Source organism: Acetatifactor aquisgranensis (genome assembly GCF_943193215.1).
Lineage (GTDB): Bacteria > Bacillota > Clostridia > Lachnospirales > Lachnospiraceae > Acetatifactor > Acetatifactor aquisgranensis.
Window position 1 is genome coordinate 1 of record NZ_CALPDH010000026.1, and the last position, 22228, is coordinate 22228.

Annotated in this window: 23 protein-coding genes; 18 read left to right on the forward strand and 5 right to left on the reverse strand. The window is 50.5% G+C overall.

Annotated features, from left to right (window positions below):
• The first annotated feature begins 84 nt into the window (after positions 1-84).
• From NFS35_RS20135 to NFS35_RS20150, 4 genes are read left to right on the forward strand one after another with little or no spacing between them, the layout of a single operon-like run.
• The gene (locus tag NFS35_RS20135; protein ID WP_251208874.1) at positions 85-2298 is read left to right on the forward strand and encodes an HsdM family class I SAM-dependent methyltransferase; all 2214 of its coding nucleotides are present in this window, start codon (positions 85-87) and stop codon (positions 2296-2298) included.
• A gap of 54 nt (positions 2299-2352) precedes the next feature.
• Entirely contained in the window at positions 2353-2973 is a 621-nt protein-coding gene (locus NFS35_RS20140) for a hypothetical protein (protein WP_251208875.1), read from the forward strand.
• Positions 2970-3836 (forward strand): hypothetical protein, encoded by an 867-nt coding sequence (locus tag NFS35_RS20145; protein WP_251208876.1) that lies wholly within the window; start codon positions 2970-2972, stop codon positions 3834-3836. Before NFS35_RS20140 ends, NFS35_RS20145 begins: the two co-directional genes overlap by 4 nt.
• Positions 3836-4342, forward strand: a complete 507-nt coding sequence (locus tag NFS35_RS20150) for a GNAT family N-acetyltransferase (protein WP_275564716.1) — start codon at positions 3836-3838, stop codon at positions 4340-4342. Before NFS35_RS20145 ends, NFS35_RS20150 begins: the two co-directional genes overlap by 1 nt.
• A 46-nt stretch (positions 4343-4388) precedes the next feature.
• On the opposite strand, the gene NFS35_RS20155 is transcribed toward NFS35_RS20150, so the two are convergent.
• Positions 4389-5627, reverse strand: a complete 1239-nt coding sequence (locus NFS35_RS20155; RefSeq protein ID WP_251208878.1) for a DUF6070 family protein — start codon at positions 5625-5627, stop codon at positions 4389-4391.
• Positions 5628-5902: 275 nt separating this feature from the next.
• On the opposite strand from NFS35_RS20155, the gene NFS35_RS29100 reads away from it, so the two are divergent.
• The gene (locus NFS35_RS29100) at positions 5903-6031 is read left to right on the forward strand and encodes a hypothetical protein (RefSeq protein ID WP_275564717.1); all 129 of its coding nucleotides are present in this window, start codon (positions 5903-5905) and stop codon (positions 6029-6031) included.
• Between the two features lie 99 nt (positions 6032-6130).
• The gene (locus NFS35_RS20160) at positions 6131-6463 is read left to right on the forward strand and encodes an antibiotic biosynthesis monooxygenase family protein (protein WP_251208879.1); all 333 of its coding nucleotides are present in this window, start codon (positions 6131-6133) and stop codon (positions 6461-6463) included.
• A gap of 40 nt (positions 6464-6503) precedes the next feature.
• Here NFS35_RS20160 and NFS35_RS20165 read toward each other — a convergent pair whose 3' ends face one another.
• Positions 6504-6989, reverse strand: coding sequence for a DUF2262 domain-containing protein (locus NFS35_RS20165; protein ID WP_251208880.1), 486 nt, complete (start codon positions 6987-6989; stop codon positions 6504-6506).
• 444 nt (positions 6990-7433) lie between these two features.
• Between NFS35_RS20165 and NFS35_RS20170 the strand changes: the two genes are divergently transcribed.
• From NFS35_RS20170 to NFS35_RS20200, 7 genes are all read left to right on the forward strand, one after another.
• On the forward strand, positions 7434-7598 hold the full coding sequence (locus NFS35_RS20170) for a hypothetical protein (RefSeq protein ID WP_251208881.1): 165 nt from the start codon (positions 7434-7436) through the stop codon (positions 7596-7598).
• A gap of 136 nt (positions 7599-7734) precedes the next feature.
• Complete coding sequence (locus NFS35_RS20175; protein WP_251208882.1) at positions 7735-7983, forward strand: hypothetical protein; 249 nt, start codon at positions 7735-7737, stop codon at positions 7981-7983.
• 24 nt (positions 7984-8007) lie between these two features.
• On the forward strand, positions 8008-8694 hold the full coding sequence (locus NFS35_RS20180) for a response regulator transcription factor (RefSeq protein ID WP_251208883.1): 687 nt from the start codon (positions 8008-8010) through the stop codon (positions 8692-8694).
• Positions 8681-9670 (forward strand): sensor histidine kinase, encoded by a 990-nt coding sequence (locus NFS35_RS20185; protein ID WP_251208884.1) that lies wholly within the window; start codon positions 8681-8683, stop codon positions 9668-9670. The genes NFS35_RS20180 and NFS35_RS20185 overlap by 14 nt, the downstream gene beginning before the upstream one ends.
• Before the next feature lie 271 nt (positions 9671-9941).
• Positions 9942-10622 (forward strand): ABC transporter ATP-binding protein, encoded by a 681-nt coding sequence (locus NFS35_RS20190; RefSeq protein WP_251208885.1) that lies wholly within the window; start codon positions 9942-9944, stop codon positions 10620-10622.
• Positions 10623-10626: 4 nt separating this feature from the next.
• Positions 10627-12765, forward strand: coding sequence for an ABC transporter permease (locus tag NFS35_RS20195; RefSeq protein WP_251208886.1), 2139 nt, complete (start codon positions 10627-10629; stop codon positions 12763-12765).
• Positions 12766-12886: 121 nt separating this feature from the next.
• Entirely contained in the window at positions 12887-13348 is a 462-nt protein-coding gene (locus NFS35_RS20200) for a restriction endonuclease (protein WP_251208887.1), read from the forward strand.
• Between the two features lie 45 nt (positions 13349-13393).
• On the opposite strand, the gene NFS35_RS20205 is transcribed toward NFS35_RS20200, so the two are convergent.
• Positions 13394-15214: a DUF885 domain-containing protein gene (locus tag NFS35_RS20205; protein ID WP_251208888.1), complete on the reverse strand. Its 1821-nt coding sequence runs from the start codon at positions 15212-15214 to the stop codon at positions 13394-13396.
• A gap of 146 nt (positions 15215-15360) precedes the next feature.
• Here NFS35_RS20205 and NFS35_RS20210 point away from each other — a divergent pair, with 146 nt between their 5' ends.
• The 5 genes from NFS35_RS20210 to NFS35_RS20230 all read left to right on the forward strand — a co-directional run bounded on the left by NFS35_RS20210 (position 15361) and on the right by NFS35_RS20230 (position 20628).
• Entirely contained in the window at positions 15361-16965 is a 1605-nt protein-coding gene (locus NFS35_RS20210; RefSeq protein WP_251208889.1) for a xylulokinase, read from the forward strand.
• 23 nt (positions 16966-16988) lie between these two features.
• Positions 16989-17687: an L-ribulose-5-phosphate 4-epimerase gene (locus tag NFS35_RS20215; RefSeq protein WP_275564718.1), complete on the forward strand. Its 699-nt coding sequence runs from the start codon at positions 16989-16991 to the stop codon at positions 17685-17687.
• 106 nt (positions 17688-17793) lie between these two features.
• Positions 17794-18636 carry a transketolase gene (locus NFS35_RS20220; protein ID WP_251208890.1) on the forward strand — a complete coding sequence of 281 codons (843 nt, stop codon included), beginning with the start codon at positions 17794-17796 and terminating at the stop codon, positions 18634-18636.
• Complete coding sequence (locus NFS35_RS20225; RefSeq protein ID WP_251208891.1) at positions 18636-19580, forward strand: transketolase family protein; 945 nt, start codon at positions 18636-18638, stop codon at positions 19578-19580. The genes NFS35_RS20220 and NFS35_RS20225 overlap by 1 nt, the downstream gene beginning before the upstream one ends.
• Positions 19581-19734: 154 nt before the next feature.
• Complete coding sequence (locus tag NFS35_RS20230; protein ID WP_251208892.1) at positions 19735-20628, forward strand: NAD-dependent epimerase/dehydratase family protein; 894 nt, start codon at positions 19735-19737, stop codon at positions 20626-20628.
• Between the two features lie 20 nt (positions 20629-20648).
• Here NFS35_RS20230 and NFS35_RS20235 read toward each other — a convergent pair whose 3' ends face one another.
• Both NFS35_RS20235 and NFS35_RS20240 read right to left on the reverse strand, forming a co-directional pair.
• Positions 20649-21371 (reverse strand): sensor histidine kinase, encoded by a 723-nt coding sequence (locus NFS35_RS20235; RefSeq protein ID WP_251208893.1) that lies wholly within the window; start codon positions 21369-21371, stop codon positions 20649-20651.
• A gap of 17 nt (positions 21372-21388) precedes the next feature.
• Positions 21389-22129 (reverse strand): LytR/AlgR family response regulator transcription factor, encoded by a 741-nt coding sequence (locus tag NFS35_RS20240; protein ID WP_251208894.1) that lies wholly within the window; start codon positions 22127-22129, stop codon positions 21389-21391.
• Positions 22130-22228: the final 99 nt, after the last annotated feature.

The following is a 22228-nucleotide window of genomic DNA, read 5'->3' on the forward strand; positions in this document are numbered from 1 at the left end:
CTTGGCTCATTCATCTGAGATATGAAACTTAAAATTCCTTGATTTTTTAAGGAAAATCACTTGACATTATAGGGAGGTAGCCTGATGGGGAGCATTCAGTCTACTATAAAAAGATTGGGATATGACAAGTCAGATAATTTATTATATTTATCAGAGATAAATACTTGTGAAACAATATCTTGGCATGACAAAAGGGTAATAAATGAGCTATCCCCATATGCGGTGTATGTTGTAGATGATAGTGCCTTAGTTGCTTTTTTTGACAATTTGTGTGAAAGAGTAGATGAGGATATCCAATGCAAAATTTGGAATGCACAGATTCCGATAATAATTTCTGATGAGGGAAACTGGGTTAAAATTTATAACGGTAAAAGCATGCAGATAGATAATGGGGAGAAAATACGGCTTACTGATATTGCAAACTATAATGTCGATCAATGCGATGAAACTAATAATTTTTCGTATTGGAACATTACCAGTAACAGGACACTTAGCCTATATGAGAAAGATTCAGCGAAAAAAAATCTTAATGATTTTTTGATTGGAAATTTGAAATTTCTTACATCAGAATTGAAGGAAAAATATCATATATCTTTTGCTAATAAATTAGTTCTTAGAATTTTATTTATTAGATATCTAATAGATAGAGGGGTGTGTATTGGATACAAAGGATTAGATAGTAATATTAAAGAAACACAGAACAAATTTCTTGAAATAGTACGAGACAAGAAGGAAATTTTTTTGCTTTTTAAATTTTTAAAGCAGGAGTTTAATGGAAATTTATTTGAAATGGATGAACAGAGTGAATGGCGTGAGGTAAGTGATTCTGCACTTATTATGTTGTATGACTTTTTGACAGCAAAAATTGAAATGAAGACAGGACAATATTGCCTTTTTCCATTTTATGATTTTAATATTATTCCAATTGAGTTGATTAGCAATATATATGAAATTTTGTTAGGAAAAGATAAACAAGATAAAGACAAGGCTTTTTATACACCTGAGTATCTTGCGGATTATATTATCCAACATACAGTCGGAAAACGTCTTATGAAAAGTAATGAATGTGCAGTTTTTGATCCATCATGCGGATCAGGAATTTTTTTGGTAAAAGCTCTTAGAAAAATTTTAGAGAAAAATTCGGTAAATGGTTATATTTATGACAAAGAAAAAATTAATAGATTGGTTAAAAGTAATATATATGGTGTGGATTATAATGAAGAAGCAATAGATGTTACAATTTTCTCTTTATATATTACTCTTTTTGATTTTCAGGATCCGAAAAATTTGAAAGAGTTTCAATTACCATTACTGAAGGGGGAAAATATATTTTTCGGAGATTTTTTTGATGAGAATATATTGAAATTAATTGATGGAATCAAGTTTGAATATGTAGTTGGTAACCCGCCTTGGGGAAAGATGCAACAAGAAGGTTATAAAAAATATTGCGCAAGTAAAAACGTTACTCCTCAAGATGGGGAAATTAGTGTCGCTTTTTTGTTAAAAGTACAGGAAGTTGGGAATGAAAATACGGAATGTAGCTTAGTCATTCCCTCTAAAATTTTATATAAAGGGAAAAAGCCTTCTTGCGAATTTAGAAAAAAGTTTTTAAGTAATGTTTGTATGCGGCAAATATTAGAAATTTCATCAGTGAGAAAGCAGATATTCAAAGGGGCAACAGCACCAGCGGCGGTGCTTTCTTTTGTATGCCATAAAGCTCCGCATAATCATAAGTTGGAATATATCAGCCTAAAACCCAATAAGTTTTTAAGGTTATATGGCATCATAATGATAGAACCGGATGACGTTAAGTATGTTTTACAAGAGCTGCTTTTGAAGAATGACTGGCTATGGCAAGTGCTGGTATATGGCAGCTATTGGGATTATGAGTTGATTGATTCTTTACGAAAAGAAATGCCGATAATTGAAGATGTAGCAAAAGAATATGGTCTTATATTGAAGAAAGGTATAGAAGACCATGTGGGGGTCGGGCAGGATGCGTCACATTTGGTTGGGAGACGTATTATTGATTCGGACGGTTGTATAGAACCTTTCTGTATATCTTTAGATAATGCGTATTTTTTCAATAAAAGCAAAATACATCGTGTGAGAGCAAAAGAGATATTTGAACCTCCATATGTTTTGTTTAAAAAAGGATTGAACTGTGAAGATTATTCAATTAGAGCTGCTTATACAGAAGAAAGATTATTATATAAGTGTACAATATCATGCATAAAAGGGAATAAAGAGGATAAAAATATACTTCTTAATTTCGAAGGGCTATTAAATTCTTCTTAGTTTACTTATTTGAATTTTATGCTTGGTTCCTCTGTTGGAATAGAAAGGGAGCAGGTGTTTTTAGATGAATTGGAGAGGTTTCCGTATGCTTACAGTGAAAATCTAGTTGAATTAGTAAAAAAAATGCATTTGGCAATTCAAAACAACTCGCCAACAGAAGAGATTAAGAAAAAAATTGATAATTGTGTTTTTGAAATGTATGGAGTACAAAACAACTATTTTATCAACTATGCTTTAAAGGTGCAAATACCAATGCTTTGTGGAAACTATACTGAATCGAAGTGTAATTCGGCGATGCTTATTCAATATGCGGAGGTATTTAGTAATGTTTGGGATAAAAGATTAGAAAGAAGTAATATAAGTTATTCAATAAATTTATATCCAAATATAAAAGGAAGATTTGCAGCCTTTTATATGTGTCTCTCTTTTGATAAAAGGGATAATACGATAAACATAATGGAAGAAGTGGATGACAATTTAACATTATTGACTAATTTTATGATTTATAAATTGAATGACTGTTTTTATCAGACTAAGAACATAGGGGAGTTTGATGATGACGCATTTGTTATTGTCAAGCCCATAGAGTCTAGAAATTGGCACGCTGCAATGGCGATAAAAGATAGTTATAGGGTATTAAATGCAGTACTTCTTGGAGAGGAGGACTGTGAATGAGAGGAAAAATAAATCATAAAATAAGTGATGCATTGCGTCTAGATGATTTGGAGCAGATTACCAGTTATATAATGGAAATTTGTGAATTGCTCGTAGAAGACTTTACAAGAAAAAATAGAAAGCTTCCCAATAATGAAAATAGAATTAGAAGCATAATGTTAGAAGAATACTTGGATAATGATATCATAAGAAAGAATCATGATATGTTGGATTATAGTTTTACTCCTGAAACACAAGAAAACTATGATGGGAAAGGAAACTACATTGGACGCGCAGATATAAGGATTAAATTAAAAACAGACTTTGATAAACATAGCGCATATTACATAATTGAATGCAAAAGAATTGATGGAACAGAAGATTTAAATAGAAAATACATAGAAGAAGGAGTTGCACGATTTATAACTCAAAAGTATTCAGCATATTATGGAAAAAATATCATGCTTGGATTTGTTGTAAGAGAAATAAATATATCAGACAATGTTAAAAAAATCGCAGATTTACAAAATAAAAATCTCGATGCCAAAATTCAGGGCAATTTAAAAATGGTATGTAAAGTAAAGAATTGTGAAATGTATAAATGTACTTACCAAATAGAGCAAAGAGAACTTAAAACAATTCGTGAAGCGATACTAAAAGATATAACGGCAAAAGATTATTCTGTTATTGGCATTACCCTGACCTGTTCAGAGGAAACTTTGCGTGAACGTCATAAAAAGCGTGGAGATGCAAATGAATGTTCTTTTTTCTGGCTGCATTTAAAACCATATGAAGGCGATTATGTTATCAATACAGATAATAAAAGTGTTCAGCAAATAGTTGATGAAATGAAAGTTATTATAGATAGTGAGGGAAATGAATAGTGCAATTTAAAACAAATGATTTGATACTGCGGACTGTGACTGAAAACGACATTAAGGAGATTGCAAGAATGTGGGAATACCCACATGAAACAACGATAGATAAGGCATACGAAGCGTTAAAATACATGGAAGATACTCATAGTAAGAATCGGCAGAAATCAATTTGCCATTTATGTTTAGGCGTTTTTCAAAAGAAAGAACCAAATGTGATAATAGGCTGGTGCGGATTAGACGGAGAAGCCGAAATAGGAAAAACAGTTCTTTTTTATATGATTGATGAAAAATACCGAAATCAAGGTTATGCTACGCAATGCGCTATGGAATTGATAAATTATGCGTTTGAGGAGATGGAATATGACATAATCTATGGAGGATGCGCAAAGAGCAATGTAGAATCATATAGAGTAATGCAGAAGGTAGGAATGGTTCAAAATTCCTTTTATGAAAATGGGGATTATATTTTTTCGATTGATAGAGAAGCATTTTTAAAGTCCAAGTTCTCTTAATGATATAAAAGACATGGTGCTAGCACCCCATATTAGGGTGAATTCACTATTCTGTTCCTCCATAAACCTCGTTCCATTCCTCCTCTGTCAGTCGATTGGAATGCCACCAAATATTATAATCTTCTTCTGGTAAGATTATCTCATTCGATACATACTGAAAACTTTCCTCACTTAATGGACGGATTACGGTTGTGTGCGAAAACTCCTTAGACATATTTCCATTGGGATATACTGCATTGATAATAAGCATGACCGTCCCATCCTCATTCTCTGTATAGCCCACTACTTCCGGATACGCAATATCCGGATATTCCACCTCGTAAAAGCCTCGTGGTCTGTACTCATAGGCGGCAAGCTCCGGAATATATTTTGTTTTGGAATGGAGCGTTTGGCTGTCCATATTGAAATATGCCCCGATTACATTTTCAAATAGTTCATCCGGCACATGATAAACTGCTCCCACTTCTAAGTCTTCGTCCGGCAAATAAGGCACTGGCTGGCCGTGCACCATTGGATAGAACCTGTCAAATAAATCGTAAAAATCCAAATCTCCAAAATCGTCCTCACTCCAATTACACAGAAACAGGTTGTTCTGCTCATAACCGACTGGCAGGATATACTTTCTGTTATATTCCCTGCACTTTTCATCTAAAGGTAAAATCCGGAGCATCGTATGTTCCCGCGTAGCGCTTAATGTCAGGATATACCCCTCAACGGAAAAGCAGCTTCCCTCAAAGATTAAATACCCCTCCTCTGAATACTGCCAGAAATCCGCCGGGTAACTTACCGCGCTTCTGTTTTTCAGGCATCCGTTCTGGTCATACTGGTAATATTCTCTGACGATATTTACATTGCCGTCCTCTGTCTTCAAATCAAATTTACGGATTCCCATCCCCATAATCACTATAATTGTCAGCTCAGCAGTCTCTTTTTCATCTACTGCTCTGCAAAAACCAAGCGCCTGTTCTGCCTGCGTCATGTCAACCTGATTTCCGCTATCAACAGCCACATAACCATTTTCCCCAAGCCTGATCACCATGCGCCGCGTGATATCCAGACTTCCCAATGTATTAGCATCTGCCGCTTCCTCATAAATGTCGCTGAGGATCTCCTCTATGCGTTCTGCATCGGCAGAATCATTTTCAGCGGAAAGATATGCTTCATTGTCTGTCTGTATTATCTCGATGTCCGATACCTCCGGCGTTTCATCACCGCACCCCGTCAATATCATCATTATCATGCTAATCATTGCAAATAAAAGATGCTTTCTATTCTTTTTCTTCATAATCTGTCCTCCAGCCTGCAGCTCTTTATAATAAATAGATAGCCTAAATATCACTGACGTAAGATTTACGGGAAGAATTCAATACACTCTACAAATATTACACATGAAAGATTTGCATGTCAAGTAAAAACAGTTCTGTGGGCACATCAACATAAGACAAGGGAATCAGCCCAACGTGGCGATTCTTGCTCATATGCTGGAATTTATACTGCTTAACCAGTGCAGTATGGTAAATTCTGGCGTTATGTAGTACAACAATGGAAAGGAAGATGGGATTGAAAAAGAAATACACGCATGATATGATAACAGAGGAAAGGGCGTTGGAAGAGAAAAGAGCTTTTGCCTGCCGTCTGATTGCGAGAGGAAAGCAGACACTTGAAGTTCCGGTTCTAAAACTGTTTTAGGAACGCAAGATTGTAAGCCGGGGACAGCAGGAAGCGGAGAAACAGAAGAGATGACGGCAAAGTGGAACGGAGAATGAAGATATGGAGGGGATGCCGGACATGAGCATAGTTGTGAATATTTATTATACCGGGACGGGCGGGAACGCGCGGAAGTTTGCGGAGGAAATGGAGAGCAGTGGGACTGCGTCAAAAATCCGTAAGGAAGAGGGGAATCTGCGATATGAATACTTCATTCCCATGGCAGACCGGGAGACGGTGCTGCTAATCGACTGCTGGAAAGACCAGGAGGCCATTGACCGGCACCATGCCTCCCCGATGATGGCGAAGATTGCGGAGCTTCGGGAGAAATATGATTTGCATATGAGGGTGGAGCGGTACGCGGCTGACGAGGGCGGGATACCGGAGGCGGACAGACGCTTTATGAAAGAGTAGGGATGGGGCATGGGCTGCATTCCGGTTCGGCTGCGGCAGCTCACCCCATCAAGCCCACAGATAAGATTTCGCCTGAAATATTGGCATATATCCCCAGACCGTGATCGGCAAACATCTCGTCCAAATCGTAATCAAAGTAGAGTTCACCGTTTGGATATACATACAGGAAGCCAAGCGAAATGCGGCTGAGAAATTCCTCTGTCGTAATGGGGGGAAAATCGGCGTTCTCTCCCCATATTTCGACAAATCCGTCTTCACCGGCCGCATATTCCACAGCGCATTGCCTGAGCTTTTTGTCCCAGCCGGCGGATTCCGCGACGATTCTGCGAAGGTTTTCCAGCGCGATATCTGCCGCAGGAGAGTCGCCGCTGTCACAGTACAGACTGACGGATACCTCCCTGCCGAGCCATTTTATTTCGCCGTCATACACTCTGTCCTTGAGCGGATTCTTTAAAATAAAAGTACCCATCTCATCGTTTATGATAATGGAATCAGGCTTTTTCCTGAATAATCTTAAGATTGACATAGCATCCTCTCATAAATTCCTCTTAATGACAATAAGTATAATCATTCTTTGACAGGAATTCAATATATTTCTCCGGAAGTCAACAGGGTTTTAGAGTATCAGACAGTCTTGAACACCGGATTGAGAACCGACAAATTCCTTGAGGTTCGGGAAATGGACTTTGATGGGATACTGAACAGGCTTGAAAAGTACTATTGATAATGAGAATGGGGGATTAGAGGATAAGGAAAGTTGATTTTCCGGCAAAATCATGCTATGATGAGAAAAATCAGAAAGTAGAGTTCCATATGAGGAGATATGTTAAGTCTGCATAGCACTGGCTATTGCAGAAAAAACAACGGATGCCGCTTTGTGCGGGCTATCCGTATGTGAATGGAATGTTATAGCCAATGCTATCCCGAAATCATCGATTTATACTGACGATTGCGAGTATGGGAGGCAGACATGGGCTATATAAGAGCAGAAGAAATTCTGCCGGAGGAGATTATCGCGCTGATTCAACAGTACGTTGACGGAACAAACATATATATTCCGCGGAAACAGGAAACCGGCAGGAATGGGGCGCGAAGACAGCCTACCGGGTGGAACTGCAGGACAGGAACCAGTTGATTTACAAAGGCTATCTGTCCGGCATGATAAATGGCAGGAGAAAAGTGACGAATCTCTCACAAAAAAGTCACGAAAATGTAACCCGCATATCCTATGATAGACTCAGACATGCAAGATTAAGTCTGGAGCGAGGGACATGACGATGAGAGATAAAAAATATATTCAATTCATAAGAAGAATGGCAGGAGGCATCGTGTTCGCTGCGGGCGGCCTGCTTTTAGGGATTCTGCTGGTGCTGCTGGGCATTCTGTACGGAATCATCAGTCTGGTCATAGGGCTGCTGGACTGTCTGCTCAGGAAGACAGAGAGACACTGCAACAGCAGAGAGGAAACGTTAGAGCAAGTCAAATTAAATGAAATAAAAAACACGGCATTGCCTGTATGACACTGCCTGTAGTAAGGAAAGACTATGAAACGAATCTTTTTAGTGGAAGACGACAAAGAAATCGCCAGGAATCTGGCGCTGCTTCTGCATGGCGAGGGTTTCTCCGTCACCTGCGCCCGCACCCGGCAGGAAGCGGTGGAACTGCTCTCAGAGAACCGCTTCGAGCTGGCGCTGGTGGACATTTCCCTGCCCGATGGCAGCGGCTTTGCAATCTGCACGGAAATCCGGCAGACCCAGGACATGCCCGTAATCTTTCTGACTGCCTCCGGCGACGAGGCCAGCGTGGTGACCGGCCTGAACATGGGAGCGGACGATTATGTCACCAAGCCTTTCCGCCCCCGGGAGCTGATTGCGCGGATTCAGGCAGCCCTGCGCAAAAACGCCCATGCCCCATCCATATTTGAAATCGGGAATCTGCGCGTGGACACGGCGGCTGGCATCGTGAAAAAGGGCGACAGGGAAGTCTTCCTCTCCGCGCTGGAGTACCGCCTGCTTCTGGTGTTCCTGGGCAGCAGGGGCGGCATCCTGACCCGGGACAGGCTCCTGGACGAACTGTGGGACGCCGCGGGAGAATTCGTGAACAACAACACGCTGACAGTGTATATCAAGCGTCTGCGGGAGAAGATTGAGGAGGATCCTGCCGCGCCCCGGATCATCCTCACGGTCCGCGGGACAGGATACCGATTGGGAGGAAATGATGTTTCGGAATAAGGAAATCCGACGGTTTGGCTTTAGCTTCGCCGGGATAACGCTTCTGGCCGCCCTTGCGGGCTTTGCCCTCCAGCGGCAGGCCGGAATATTGATATTATGCGCTGCCGCTGCCTATGGAGCGGCTTTTTTTCTGTTCACCAGGGCCCGGTACAGGAGCATTGCGAAAATTTCAGAGCAGATTGACCTGGTGCTCCACGATGCGGATGTCCTCTACATCAGCGAGGCGGATGAGGGCGAGCTGTCCATCCTGCAGACTGAGATAACCAAGATGACCCTGCGCATCAGAGAACAGAATGATGCCCTGAAATCGGAGAAAAAGCTTCTGGCCGATTCACTGGCGGACATCGCCCACCAGCTGCGCACGCCCCTGACCTCCGCCACATTGATCTGCTCCCTGCTGAAAGACAAGCCGGCGGAGGCAGAGCGGCGTGCCCTGCTGCGGGAGATGAAAGCGCTGTTCCTCCAGATGGACTGGCTGATTACCGCGCTGCTCAAGCTGTCACGCCTGGACGCCGGCATCGTAGTCTTGAAACGGCAGCAGCTGGAGGTGAGCGGCCTGATAGAGGCAGCGGTGAAACCTCTGCTGATTCCCATGGAACTCCACGACGTCACCCTGGAGACAGAAGGGGCGGAGGGGATAAAAATCTGGGGAGACTCGGAATGGCTGCCGGAGGCAATACGGAATATCGTCAAAAACTGTATGGAGAGTGCGGGAGATGGGGGGACAATCCGGATAATCTGCGAGGACACGCCGCTCTATGCCCGGATTACCATCCGCGACAATGGGCCCGGCTTTGCAAAGGAGGATCTGCCCCATCTCTTTGACCGCTTCTACCGCGGAAAAGGCGGGGAGACTTCCGGGTACGGCATCGGTCTGGCGCTGTGCAGGACAGTCATCGCCAGACAGGGCGGCACGATTACCGCGAAGAACCATCCCAAAGGAGGCGCCATGTTCCTGATTCGTTTCCCCAAGTGAGCCAAATGGCCGGAGTGAAAGTGACAAATGTAAGTGACGGATCAGTCATCTAAAAGTCACGAAGATGTAAGCCCCGGGCGATAAGATAGGGGTAAGCCTGGGGGGCCGGGATTCCCGATGGGGCCTGAGCCGGAAAGGCTGACACGGAAACGGAATCAAAAGGAGGATTACATCATGACTTTTTTCAAAAAGTGTCTCATTGCGGCAGGAATATTGAGTCTGTGCTGGCTGTTTGCGCGGCTGTCCGGAAAAAGGAAAGGAGGTGCCTGCCATGGATTTTCTGAGGATTGAGAATCTGTGCAAGGTCTACGGCAAGGGTGAGAACCAGGTCATGGCGCTGGACCATGTGTCCCTGACCATCCGGAAAGGAGAGTTCATCGCGATCATCGGCTCTTCCGGCTCCGGAAAGTCCACTCTGCTGCATGCCATTGCCGGCGTGGACGCTCCTACCAGCGGTAAGGTGTGGCTGATCGGGCAGGACGTCTATGCCCAGAACAATGAAAAACTCGCCATTTTCCGCAGGCGGCAGGTGGGGCTGATCTACCAGTTCCACAATCTGATCCCCACGCTGACCGTGGTGGAGAATATAACGCTGCCCGTTCTCATGGACAGACAGCGTGTGAACCGCCAACGCCTGGAGGAGCTGCTGGAGCTGCTGGGGCTCACGGAGCGCAGGAACCATCTGCCCAATCAGCTTTCCGGCGGCCAGCAGCAGCGGGTAGCCATCGGCAGGGCCCTGATGAACGCGCCCCAGGTGATGCTGGCCGATGAGCCCACAGGCAGCCTGGACAGCCGCAATGGCCACGAGATCATCCGCCTGCTCAAGGAGAGCCACAGGCAGTATGGGCAGACACTGATCATTGTCACCCATGATGAGAACATCGCCCTGCAGGCGGACCGCATCATCTGCATCTCGGACGGACAGGTGGTCCGGGACGAAAGGCAGGTGTGACGGCATGAATATTTTCAGAAAGACTGCCTGGCAGAGCTTAAAGAACAGCCGCGTCCGCAGCCTGGTCACAGTCATAGGGGTGGCGCTGTCCGCCGCCATGTTCACGGCGGTCACCACTTTCGCGGTGTCCCTTCAGTCCTATCTGGTGAACGGCGCCATTGTCAGGCATGGCGGCTGGCATGTGAATTTCCCCGCGGCAGACGCCTCCTTTGTGCAGGAGCAGGCAGAGGATTCGCGGGTGACGGATATCGTTACCTTTGCCAACATCGGATACGCCCGGCTGGAGGGAGGGCAGAATCCCGATAAGCCCTATCTGTTCCTGGCAGGCTTTTCTCAGGAGACTTTCGAGGCCCTGCCGGTGAATCTGATTCTGGGCAGGCTGCCGGAGCGGGACGACGAGGTTCTGGTGCCGGCCCATGTGGCCTCCAATGGCGGCGTGCAGATTTCGGTGGGAGATGTGCTCTTCCTATCTGTGGGGGAGCGCATGTGCACGGATGAGACGCTGAACCAGCATGTGCCCTACCGTTCCGGCCGGGAGCCGGGGACGGAAAAGGAGAACCTGCTCGTCACGGATAAAAAAGTCTACAAAGTCGTAGGCATATATAAAAGGCCTTCCTTTGAAGAGCGGACTGCGCCAGGGTATACCCTGATTACGGCTGCGGATGGCCTGCAAAGGGACGGGCTGCAGACGGGCAGCTTCAGCGCTTTCGTCACGCTGCAAAATCCCTATCAGGCCCGCTCCTATGGGGAGGAGGCGTCGGCAGACGGGGCCTATGCCCTGAATCAGGAGGTGATGCGGTTCCTGGGTCTTTCGGACAGCGAGGCAATCAATGGATATCTGTACGCGATAGGAATCATTTTGGTGTTGCTGATCATGCTGGGCTCTGTCTTCCTTATATATAATTCTTTCACAATCTCCCTAAACGACAGGGTGCACCAATCCGGCATTCTCCTGTCGGTAGGGGCCACGGAGAGGCAGCTGCGCGGCATGGCCATTTTCGAGGGATTCTGCATCGGCCTGGCAGGCATCCCTCTGGGCGTGCTGATCGGCATTCCTGTCATCAGGCTGGTGCTGGCGCTGGTGGAGGAGAACTTCAGGAATGTGCTGTACGAGGGTGTGCCCCTGACCCTGACCATATCGCTGCCGGCTCTGTCTGCCGCCGCGCTGATTGGCATGGTGACCATACTGATTTCGGCATGGATTCCGGCGAAAAAGGCGGCCCGCATGCCCGTGATGGAATGCATCCGCCAGACAGGTGAACTGAAGCTGGAGCCGAAAGCTCTGCGGACATCCCAATCTTTCGGCAGACTTTGCGGCCTGCCCGGAATCCTTGCGCTGAAGAATTTCAAGAGAAACAAAAGGCGTTACCGCAGCGTCATCCTCTCCCTTACCTTAAGCGTGGTACTGTTCGTGGCAGCAGGCTCCTTTGAGACGGCTCTGGAGCAGCTGACGGAAATGACGATGGTGGATTTGGACGGGGATATCCTGTTTCAGGCAAAAGACATGGAGGAAGGCAGGCTGCAGGAAGTCTATGGGAACCTGAAGACCGCCGACGGCGTATACAAAAGTGAATGCCGCCCGGAGGGGATGCTGGTTTTCTGGTCAGAGTCCCCTGCCCGGTCCACGGAGCAGATGCAGGCCATGCTGGAGGTCATGGGAATCGCGGCAGGCCATGCCTGCACTTTGAGCAACATTTATGAGGTTCTGGAGGAGAACAGAAATATACGGTTTATCGTCAATCTGTTCTCGGCGGTGTTCCTGGCCATGATTTCCCTGATAGCAGTGGCCAATGTGTTCAACACGATTTCCACCAATATCAGGCTGCGCAGGCGGGAACTTGCCATGCTGCGCTCCGTGGGCATGTCCGACAGGGAATTCGGCCGGATGATGTGGTTTGAATGCCTTATCTACGGATGGCGGACCCTGTGCTTCGGCCTGCCCGCCGCATTGCTTGTCTCCTGGCTGATTCACTGGTGGCTGACAGGCAGGGAGGGTGTGCAGGCTGCTTTCCCGATTCCCTGGAAAGGGTTGGGAATCAGCATACTCGGTGTATTTATCGTGATATTCGTCACGGAATTGTACGCGGCGGGCAGGATAAAAAGGGAGAACATCATAGAGGCGCTGCGGGACGATGTGACCTGAGCGAATCTCTCTTCCTGCGTTTCTTTTTTCCGCAAAATTATTGCCTAAAATGGCTGCAGGCAGTATAATGTATTACAAACTACATTTCGATATGGAAAAAGGAACGGTAAGATAACAAAATATGGATACAAATACGATAATCATCATAATGATCGCGTGCGCGGCAGCCATGGCAGGCAGCGCTGTCCTCTATCTGCGCCATCGGGCCAGGCGCGCCAGGCCGGAAGACTTCGATTTGATGGAGGGCCATGATTTTGAGTACTACTGCGCGGAGATTCTGAGGAAGAACGGCTTTCAGGAAGTGGAGGTCACCAAAGGCAGCGGCGATTACGGCATCGATATCCTGGCCCAGAAGGACGGCGTCACATACGCCATCCAGTGCAAATGCTACACGGCCCCCGTGGGCGTGAAAGCCGTCCAGGAGGCCTACGCCGGGCGGGATTATTATGACAGGATGGTGGGCGCGGTGCTCACCAACCAGTATTTTACCCAGCCTGCGGTGGAGGCCGCCGGGAAGCTGAAGATACTGCTGTGGGACAGAGGGTATCTGGAGGACATGGTGGAGGAGGCCGAAGACTCCTGAAGCGTCCCGGCGCCGCGCCATAAGGGCAGGCTGCGGGCGACAGGGTCATTGCGTCTGCCTTAGCTTTTCGCCCAGGGACAGAAAATCCGCAGGCCCCCAGTCCAGACAGAAACTGTGGAAACGGTAATCCGTATATTCATTTCCCCAGAGCCGTTTCGCCTCTTCCTGCAGGGAGAGGATTTCCAGATAGCCCAGATAATATTTCGGGTAGTTGCAGGGCGACTGTATGATGTAATTATAGATTGCTTTCATGGAGGTGCTGTCGGTGATTCCAAAACCTGACAGCACCTTTGCTATCTGGCTGTAGGAGGCGTTCTCATAATGGATCAGCACGTCCAGGGCAGAATAGAGGCACAGCTGTAAGGAGCGGTTGCGGGCCTCCAGCTCAGTGGCCAGGGCCGCGGTCTCCTGGCCATGTTCCCGCAAAAGGTCTGCCGCATAGCCGAAAGAGAGGAATTCCACGTACAATGCCCAGCCCTCCTGATATCCCCCGTACCAGAGGATTTCCCTGGCCGGGCGCCCGCCTGCGGCCAACAGGGAGCGGTTGTGGTACACAGTCTGGTAGAGATGCCCCGGATACCCCTCGTGGGCCAGGGTGGTATACAGGTCCAGACCGTCAGGGGTCTTCTGGCGATTGATATAGATAGCGTTGGAATCCGTGTCGTCCAGAGGGGCTGTCAGATAAAAGGCCGGCGCGCAGTAATCCGTCAGATTGTCGGAAACGGCTTTCACGTGGACATCCACGGCCCCGCCCGGCACAGGGGGAAAGTCTGCCCCCATTCGTTCTTTTAAATCCAGCAGCATCTGGGAGGCCTCGCGATAGGGGAACTCCGGCGCCTCCTCCTGGACATAGTACCGGGCGATTTCGGGATGATCCGCCGCCATTTTCTTGATGGCCTCGTATTCCTGGGAGAACTTTTCCGCCAGCATCCGCTGGATTTCCTCGATGGAACGGTAGGAGCCGGTCTGGGAGATCAGCAGCTGTTCGTAATAGGCTTTCCCCTCGGGCAGCGCCGCCAGCCCCGCGGGCAGGGCGTCAGAATCCTCCAGCAGCGTGAGGCCGTCCCCCAGCTCGGCGTAAGCGGGCAGCAGCACAGTCTTTAACAGTCTTTCGTTCTGGGCGATGTAATGGCCGGCCTCATCGGCGGTGACAAGGCCTTCCTGAAAGAGAGTCTCCAGGCGCTCCTGAAAGGTGGTCTGCAGGAAATGCGTGCCGGCCTCCAGATCCTCTTTTGTGACAATAGTGTCACATTGCTCCCGGACAGACTGCAGGGAGGAGGCGGGCATGGGGAAGCCTGCGGCGGCCTTTTCCTGTTCATAGACCAGCAGAGAGGCGAAATATTCGTCGGTCTGGTCCAGGAGCGCGAGATAGTCCTCCACGTCCCTTTTGGAGCGGAAAGCATATTCCGCCAGCAGGATAGGCAGCTGGGTCTGGGTGCCCGAGGAGGGCGACAGAGGCTCGTCGTAATAGGCGAATCCGCTCAAAGCCAGGGAATTCTCCAGAGTGCGGGTCAGAAGCCGCCAGAACCAGGCGTCCTCCTCGGAGAGCTTTGCCGCATCCAGACTTTTAAGCGCCGCCAGCATATTTTCGGCTGCGGCCCGGCTGCCGGACACGCTCCCGGAATCATAGCAGGAGAGGGAGGGCCTGTAGTCGCCCAGCCCAAAGTCCGCCGGATTTGCCAGGGTATAATGGAGGTTCAGCGTGTTGCCCGCCAGTTCGTTCGCGAAAAGTTTCGTGGTAAGGCTCTCAAAGCGCTTTTCGTCTCTCTGATATGTAAAAAGGAAGACAGTCAGGCCGATGAAAGCCAGCAAAAAGACCAGACCGAAAAGCAGCTGTTTGTTGGAAAGACGTGAATTCTTTTTCAAAAAATCACCTGATGAGAAAAGATGTTGCTACATTATATGGGACATTATTGACTTTATTGCATAATTTTTTTATACTGATAAGTAGAGATGTTGAACTTGGCAATTTCAGTAAAAAATCATGCATAGAGACAGGAAAGAGGTAAATTATGAGCGAGGAAATCAGGAAAGCGATTCAGGAGGGACAGACGGTGCTGGGTCTGGAATTCGGGTCCACCCGCATCAAGGCGGTGCTGGTGGATAAAAGCCATCAGCCCGTCGCCCAGGGGAACTGGGACTGGGAGAACCGTCTGGAGGACAATATCTGGACATATAGTCTGGAGGATATCTGGAAAGGGCTGCAGGGCTGCTATCGGAACCTGGCAGAGGATGTGCAGGCGAAATACAGCGTACCCCTCACGAAGCTGGCCGCTCTTGGTTTCTCCGGCATGATGCACGGCTACATGCCCTTTGACGCGGCAGGCAATCTGCTGGTGCCGTTCCGCACATGGCGCAACACCATGACCGAGGAGGCGTGCAAAAAGCTGCTGCCCGTGTTCCGTTTCAACATTCCCCAGAGATGGAGCATCGCCCACCTCTATCAGGCCATCCTGAACGGGGAGGAGCATGTGAAGGATGTGGCGTTCTTCACCACTCTGGCCGGATACATACACTGGCAGCTGTCAGGGGAAAAAGTGCTGGGCGTAGGCGAGGCCTCCGGCATGTTCCCCATCGATTCCGAGACATGTGATTTTGACGAAAGGATGATAGCCCGGTTCGACGAGCTGGTGGCGGACAAAAAGTTGGGCTGGAAGTTAAAGGATATCCTGCCGGGAGTGCTGTGCGCGGGACAGGGCGCGGGCACCCTGACAGCCGAGGGCGCGAAGCTCCTGGATCCTACGGGCACCCTGCAGCCCGGCGCGCCCATGTGCCCTCCCGAGGGGGACGCGGGCACCGGCATGACGGCCACCAACAGCGTCAGGAAGCGCACCGGCAATATTTCCGCGGGAACCTCCATCTTCTCCATGGTGGTGACGGAAAAGCCCCTTGCCAAAGTCCATGAGGAAATCGACATGGTCACCACGCCCGACGGCAGCCCTGTGGCCATGGTGCACTGCAACAACTGTACTTCGGACCTGAACGCGTGGGTGAACCTGTTCGAGGAATTCATGGGCAAGCTGCCCCTGGCAGGCAAGCTGGACAAGAATGAGCTTTACGGTCTTCTGTACAGGGAGGCTCTGGAGTCGGATGCCGACTGCGGCGGCCTGATGGCATACAATTACTTCTCCGGGGAGCCTGTGACAGGCTTAAGCGCCGGCAGGCCTATGTTCGTACGCACGCCGGACGCGAAGTTCACTCTGGCCAATTTCATGCGCAGCCACCTCTACAGCGCCATGGCCGCACTGAAAATCGGGAACGACATCCTTTTGAAAGAGGAACAGGTGAAAGTGGACTCCCTCACCGGCCACGGCGGCCTCTTCAAGACTCCTGTGGTAGGGCAGCAGCTGATGGCGGCGGCCATGAACGCTCCCGTGACCGTGATGGATACCGCCAGCGAGGGCGGCGCCTGGGGCATGGCAGTGCTGGCGGCCTATATGTATGAAAAAGAGGCGGGGGAGACCCTGCCGGATTATCTGAGCAGTAAAATCTTCGCGGGACAGACCGGCACCACGATTGAGCCGAAGCCCGAAGATGTGGCCGGATTTGACGCGTTCATTGAAAAATACAAGAGCACCCTGCCTGCTGAGAAAGCGGCAGTGGAGGGACTGGCATAAAACAAGCGGAAAGGAGCCTTATTATGTTGGAAGAATTGAAAAAATTAGTCTGTGAAGCCAACCTGGATTTACCCAGATACGGCCTTGTGACCTTTACCTGGGGCAATGTCAGCGCCATTGACAGAGAGAGCGGTCTGTTTGTCATCAAGCCCAGCGGGGTGGAATACGACAGACTGTCGCCGGAAGATATGGTCGTAGTGGATTTGGACTGTAAAAAGGCAGAGGGACGCTACAACCCGTCCTCCGACACCGCCACCCACGCGGAGCTTTACAAAGCGTTCCCGGAGATAGGGGGCATCGTCCATACCCATTCCTCCTACGCCACCAGCTGGGCCCAGGCCGGGAGGAGCATTCCCTGCTACGGCACCACCCACGCGGATTACATCTACGGCGAGGTACCCTGTGTCAGATGTCTGAACGCGGAGGAGATCGCGGAGGATTACGAGAAGAATACGGGTCGCCTGATCGTGGGAGAGTTCCTGCGTATGTGCAAGGATCCATTGTCCGTGCCTGCAGTGCTGTGCAAGAACCATGGGCCTTTCACATGGGGGAAAGACGCAAAGGAAGCCGTGCACAACGCGGTGGTCCTGGAGGAAGTGGCGAAGATGGCTTACCGCACCGAATCCATCAATCACCATGTCCAGTCCGCGCCCCAGGAGCTGATGGATAAGCATTATTATAGAAAGCATGGCGCGAATGCCTATTATGGACAACATGAATAGATAAGACGTCTATAAATAAACGGAAAAACAAAGATACGGTCCGCATGCCCGCAGGTAAGCACAAGTCTGTGCCGTCTGGCGGGCATGCGGCGGAATGGAGGATAAAATGGATAACTTAGAACTGCGCAGGCGCGCCAACGATGTGCGGAAAGGCATCATCACGGCAGTCCACAGCGCGAAAGCAGGACATCCCGGGGGCTCTCTTTCTTCCGCGGACGTGTTCACCTATCTTTATTTTGAGGAAATGAACATTGACCCGAAAAATCCGGACAAGGAGGACAGGGACCGCTTCGTGCTGTCAAAGGGGCACAACGCCCCGGGCCTGTATTCGGCCCTGGCCAACAGGGGATTCTTCCCGGTGGAGGATCTGACCACTCTGCGCAAGCTGGGCTCCTATCTGCAAGGGCATCCCTGCATCCACATCCCGGGCGTGGACATGTCCTCCGGATCCCTCGGACAGGGAATCTCCGCCGCTGTGGGCATGGCTCTGGGCGGGAAGATGGACGGAAAGGATTTCCGCGTCTACACGCTGCTGGGCGACGGCGAGATCCAGGAGGGACAGGTGTGGGAGGCCGCTATGCTGGCCGGTTTCCGCAAGCTGGACAATCTCTGCGTCATCGTGGACAACAACGGCCTGCAGATCGACGGCCCCGTGGACAAGGTCTGCTCCCCCTACCCCATCGATAAGAAGTTCGAGGCGTTCAATTTCCATGTAATCAATGTGGATGCCCATGACTTCGACGCGCTCCGGGCCGCTTTCAAGGAGGCCAGGGAGACAAAGGGCATGCCAGCCTGTATCGTCATGCACAGCCTGAAAGGCAAGGGCGTCTCTTTTATGGAGGGCAATGTGGACTGGCACGGCAAGGCTCCCAATGATGCGGAATATGAAGTAGCAATGGCCGACCTGGACAAAATCGGCGCAGAATTAGAGAAAGCAGGTGAGGCGTAATGGCAGAGAATACAATCAGGAAAGTCGCGACCCGTGAAAGCTACGGCAACGCGCTGAAAGAGCTGGCGGAGGAATTCCCCAATCTGGTGGTGCTGGACGCGGATCTGGCGGCAGCCACCAAGACCAGTATCTTCAGGAAAGCCTGTCCCGACAGGCATATCGACTGCGGCATCGCCGAGTCCAACATGATGGGCGTGGCGGCAGGCCTCTCTCTGGTGGGCAAGATTCCTTTCGTGAGTTCATTCGCCATGTTCGCCGCGGGAAGGGCCTTTGAACAGGTGCGCAACTCCATCGGCTATCCCCATCTGAACGTGAAGATCGGCGCCACCCACGCAGGGATAACCGTGGGCGAGGACGGAGCCACCCATCAGTGCAACGAGGATATCGCTCTGATGCGGACCATCCCCGGCATGGTGGTCATGTGCCCCGCGGACGACGTGGAGGCGAAAGCCGCTGTCCGCGCGGCCCTGGAATACGAGGGGCCTGTCTACATCCGTTTCGGCCGCGCGGCTGTGCCTGTGATCAACGACAGGCCTGATTACCATTTTGAGATTGGAAAGGGCTCTGTGGTCAGAGAGGGCACGGATGTGACCATCGTGGCGACAGGCATCTGCGTGGATTCCGCGCTGGGAGCGGCAAAGCTCCTGGAGGCAGACGGCATCAGCGCGGAGGTTGTCAGCATCTGCACCATCAAGCCTCTGGACGAGGAGATTGTCATAAACAGCGCGAAGAAGACGGGAAAAGTAGTCACCGTGGAAGAACATTCCGTCATCGGCGGACTTGGCAGCGCGGTCTGCGATTGTCTGAGCGCGAATCTTCCCACCAAAGTGAAGAAGCTGGGCATGCAGGATGTGTTCGGCGAGTCCGGCTCCGCCGCGGCGCTGGTGCAGAAGTACGGACTGGATGCGGAGGGCGTGTACAAGTCCGTGAAGGGATTCATGTAGACCGGCCAGGCCAGGATGCCTATAGGCTTGCAAGCCTGCGCCCGAGTTCAGGGGGCGAACAAGGCCGGCAGAACGGCAGCAGCCCGGGGCGGGAGTGGAACCGGAGACGGACACATAAGGGACAGGCCATCCAGGGGGATGGGAAAGGAGCGAAATGAAGATATTGGTCATAGGAGGCAGCTACTTTTTCGGCAGGGTCTTCGTGATGCTGGCGGCAAAGGAGCACGATGTCACGGTGCTGAACCGGGGAACCTATTCCGTTGCGCAGCTGGGTGCAAAGCAGATAACCGGCGACAGAAAGGACGCGGCAGTATGGAGGACAGTGACAGATGACTACGACTGCGTAGTGGACTTCTGCGCCTATGAGAAGGGGGACATCGCCAGGGTGCTGGAGAATATGCCGGGAAAGATTGGACAGTACATTTTCATCAGCACCGTGGATGTCTATGAGCGGGGCAGGGGCGGCCTGAAAGGGGAGGACACCCCGCTGGAGACCAGGATTCTGCCCGGGGAGGCCGGGGCGTACATCGCCGGAAAGGTGGCCCTGGAGCGGGAGGTGCGGGAGGAATGCGGCAGAAGGGGCATAGACGTAACGGTGCTGCGCCCGGCCATCCTCTACGGCCCTCTGAACTATGCCCCCAGGGAATCCGTCTATATCCGGCTGCTGGCCCGGAACCATGTGCTGCCCCGCATCACGGATGCCACAGGCTCTTTCCAGTTCGTCTATGTGAAGGATGCCGCCCGGGCCGTGCTGAAATGCCTGCGAAATCCCAGGGCCTGTGGACAGGCCTACAATCTCTGCGGGGAGGAAATCCTGACATATGATGCTTTCTTCCGGGAGCTGGGGCGCGCTTCGGACGCTGAGGCGCAGGAAATCTCCCTGACCGCCAGGGAGGCCGAAGACAAAGGGCTGCCCCTGCCCTTTCCGGTGACGGAGGCGGAGACGGAGCTGTATTCCAATGAAAAAGGCAAGGAGCAGCTGGGGCTGAGCTATGTGGATATCGCAGAGGGGATGGAGAGGACTTACCGGGCCTTCCGGGATATTTAGGGGACGGCCGGTTCCCGGTTTTACCCCGGAGGAACAAAAAACAGCAGCGCCGTCGCGATAAATCTCCCCTCCGCTATCTCCAGGGACAGAGAGCCATTGTATTTCTCCACGGTTCTCCGGACGCTTTTCAGCCCCCAGCCATGCCGCAGCCCGTCCCTCTTGGAGGTGGGGAAAAGGCGCGGCCCTGGCTGTCCGGCGCAGGGGTTGGATACGCGGACAATCAAAAAGTGATGGATGCTCCTCAGGGAGACCTGAATGACGGGCGGGGGCGTTTCGGGCTGGCATGTGCGGCCGCTTTCGGAATCCGCCCGGTTCCTCTTCCTGCCTGCGGATCTCCTTTCCCTGTCCAGGGACTCGATGGCGTTGTCCAAAAGGTTCGTCAGCACCGTGCAGAAATCATCCTCCGAAATCCCGGTGTTTGCCGGGAGCTGGGCGTTGATGTCCATCCGATAGCCTTTTTCCGTGGCAAGCCTTTCTTTCGCGTTCAGCACGGCATCCACCACCCCTACGCCGGTCCACAGGATGCCCGAAAGATGCTCCATGGGTCTGCTGACCCGGGAGATATACTGCATGATGTCTTCCGGCCTGCCCTCCCGGGCCAGCTGGTAAATGGTCTGCAGATGGTTTTCCATATCGTGGAACAGCATGGCGTTCTCCGACCATGCCTGTAACAGCAGCTCATACTGGCTGCGGAGCATTTGGGCTTTTTCCGATTCTCTTTTCAGGTTTCTGCGAGTTCCCATACCAATCCTCTGACACTTTATATATGCTGTTTCCAGAATTTCAGGAGCTTTTCCTTGAGGACAGGGAGCCTGGCCTGGCTCACCGGCAGGCGGGTGCCGTCCCTGAGGACTGCGCAGCCTCCCTGGATGCTCATGACCTTGGAAAGGTTCACGATGCACCCTCTGTCGATAAAGAGGAATTGTGTCCCGTCCAGCTCGTCATATACCTGCTGGAGGGAACGGCGCACCCGGCGGCAGACATCCCGCTCCCCCGAAACGGCAGGCAGGTCAGTGACCAGCACGGCATTTTTCCCCTCATGGGTAATGTAGAGAAGATTCTGCAGCGGAATCCGCTCCAAAAGGCTCTGGTTGTGGATCACATAGCTTTCTCCTTGCTGGACGCCCACCATGGACGCCGCGTCCAGAAGGGCGTGGGTGAGCCTGGGGCCGGGATCCGCCTTGGGGATATAGCGAAATATCGACAGCTCGTAGGCATCCAGCACATATTCCATATGGGAGGTGATGAAAATGATCAGCACCTTTGGCAGAAATTCCCGCACCCGGGCCGCCAGCTCCATTCCGTTCATCCCGGGCATTTCGATATCCAGAAGGAGCAGGTCAAACTGCGCGCCGTCCTCCACTTCGTAAAGCAGGGACCGGCCTTTTTCAAATCCCCGTACCTGGGCGAAAATCTGATGCTTTCCATAGCAATCCGAAACAAATTGATTCAGTTTTTCAAGCAAAACCGGCTCATCGTCGCATAGCCCCACTCTGATCATATCTACCCTGCCTGTGCACCCGCCGCGCTTTACGCCCGTTCCGGCCTGTGTTCTATGTCCTTATTATAAACAATATTCCCGGTGGCTACAATCTTTTTT

Coding starts and splice junctions, on each gene's coding strand:
- NFS35_RS20135 (WP_251208874.1), top strand. CDS start 85: ATGGGGAGCATTCAGTCTACTATAAAAAGATTGGGATATGACAAGTCA.
- NFS35_RS20145 (WP_251208876.1), top strand. CDS start 2,970: ATGAGAGGAAAAATAAATCATAAAATAAGTGATGCATTGCGTCTAGAT.
- NFS35_RS20155 (WP_251208878.1), bottom strand. CDS start 5,627: ATGAAGAAAAAGAATAGAAAGCATCTTTTATTTGCAATGATTAGCATG.
- NFS35_RS20160 (WP_251208879.1), top strand. CDS start 6,131: ATGAGCATAGTTGTGAATATTTATTATACCGGGACGGGCGGGAACGCG.
- NFS35_RS20165 (WP_251208880.1), bottom strand. CDS start 6,989: ATGTCAATCTTAAGATTATTCAGGAAAAAGCCTGATTCCATTATCATA.
- NFS35_RS20170 (WP_251208881.1), top strand. CDS start 7,434: ATGGGCTATATAAGAGCAGAAGAAATTCTGCCGGAGGAGATTATCGCG.
- NFS35_RS20175 (WP_251208882.1), top strand. CDS start 7,735: ATGACGATGAGAGATAAAAAATATATTCAATTCATAAGAAGAATGGCA.
- NFS35_RS20180 (WP_251208883.1), top strand. CDS start 8,008: ATGAAACGAATCTTTTTAGTGGAAGACGACAAAGAAATCGCCAGGAAT.
- NFS35_RS20185 (WP_251208884.1), top strand. CDS start 8,681: ATGTTTCGGAATAAGGAAATCCGACGGTTTGGCTTTAGCTTCGCCGGG.
- NFS35_RS20190 (WP_251208885.1), top strand. CDS start 9,942: ATGGATTTTCTGAGGATTGAGAATCTGTGCAAGGTCTACGGCAAGGGT.
- NFS35_RS20195 (WP_251208886.1), top strand. CDS start 10,627: ATGAATATTTTCAGAAAGACTGCCTGGCAGAGCTTAAAGAACAGCCGC.
- NFS35_RS20200 (WP_251208887.1), top strand. CDS start 12,887: ATGGATACAAATACGATAATCATCATAATGATCGCGTGCGCGGCAGCC.
- NFS35_RS20210 (WP_251208889.1), top strand. CDS start 15,361: ATGAGCGAGGAAATCAGGAAAGCGATTCAGGAGGGACAGACGGTGCTG.
- NFS35_RS20215 (WP_275564718.1), top strand. CDS start 16,989: ATGTTGGAAGAATTGAAAAAATTAGTCTGTGAAGCCAACCTGGATTTA.
- NFS35_RS20220 (WP_251208890.1), top strand. CDS start 17,794: ATGGATAACTTAGAACTGCGCAGGCGCGCCAACGATGTGCGGAAAGGC.
- NFS35_RS20225 (WP_251208891.1), top strand. CDS start 18,636: ATGGCAGAGAATACAATCAGGAAAGTCGCGACCCGTGAAAGCTACGGC.
- NFS35_RS20230 (WP_251208892.1), top strand. CDS start 19,735: ATGAAGATATTGGTCATAGGAGGCAGCTACTTTTTCGGCAGGGTCTTC.
- NFS35_RS20235 (WP_251208893.1), bottom strand. CDS start 21,371: ATGGGAACTCGCAGAAACCTGAAAAGAGAATCGGAAAAAGCCCAAATG.
- NFS35_RS20240 (WP_251208894.1), bottom strand. CDS start 22,129: ATGATCAGAGTGGGGCTATGCGACGATGAGCCGGTTTTGCTTGAAAAA.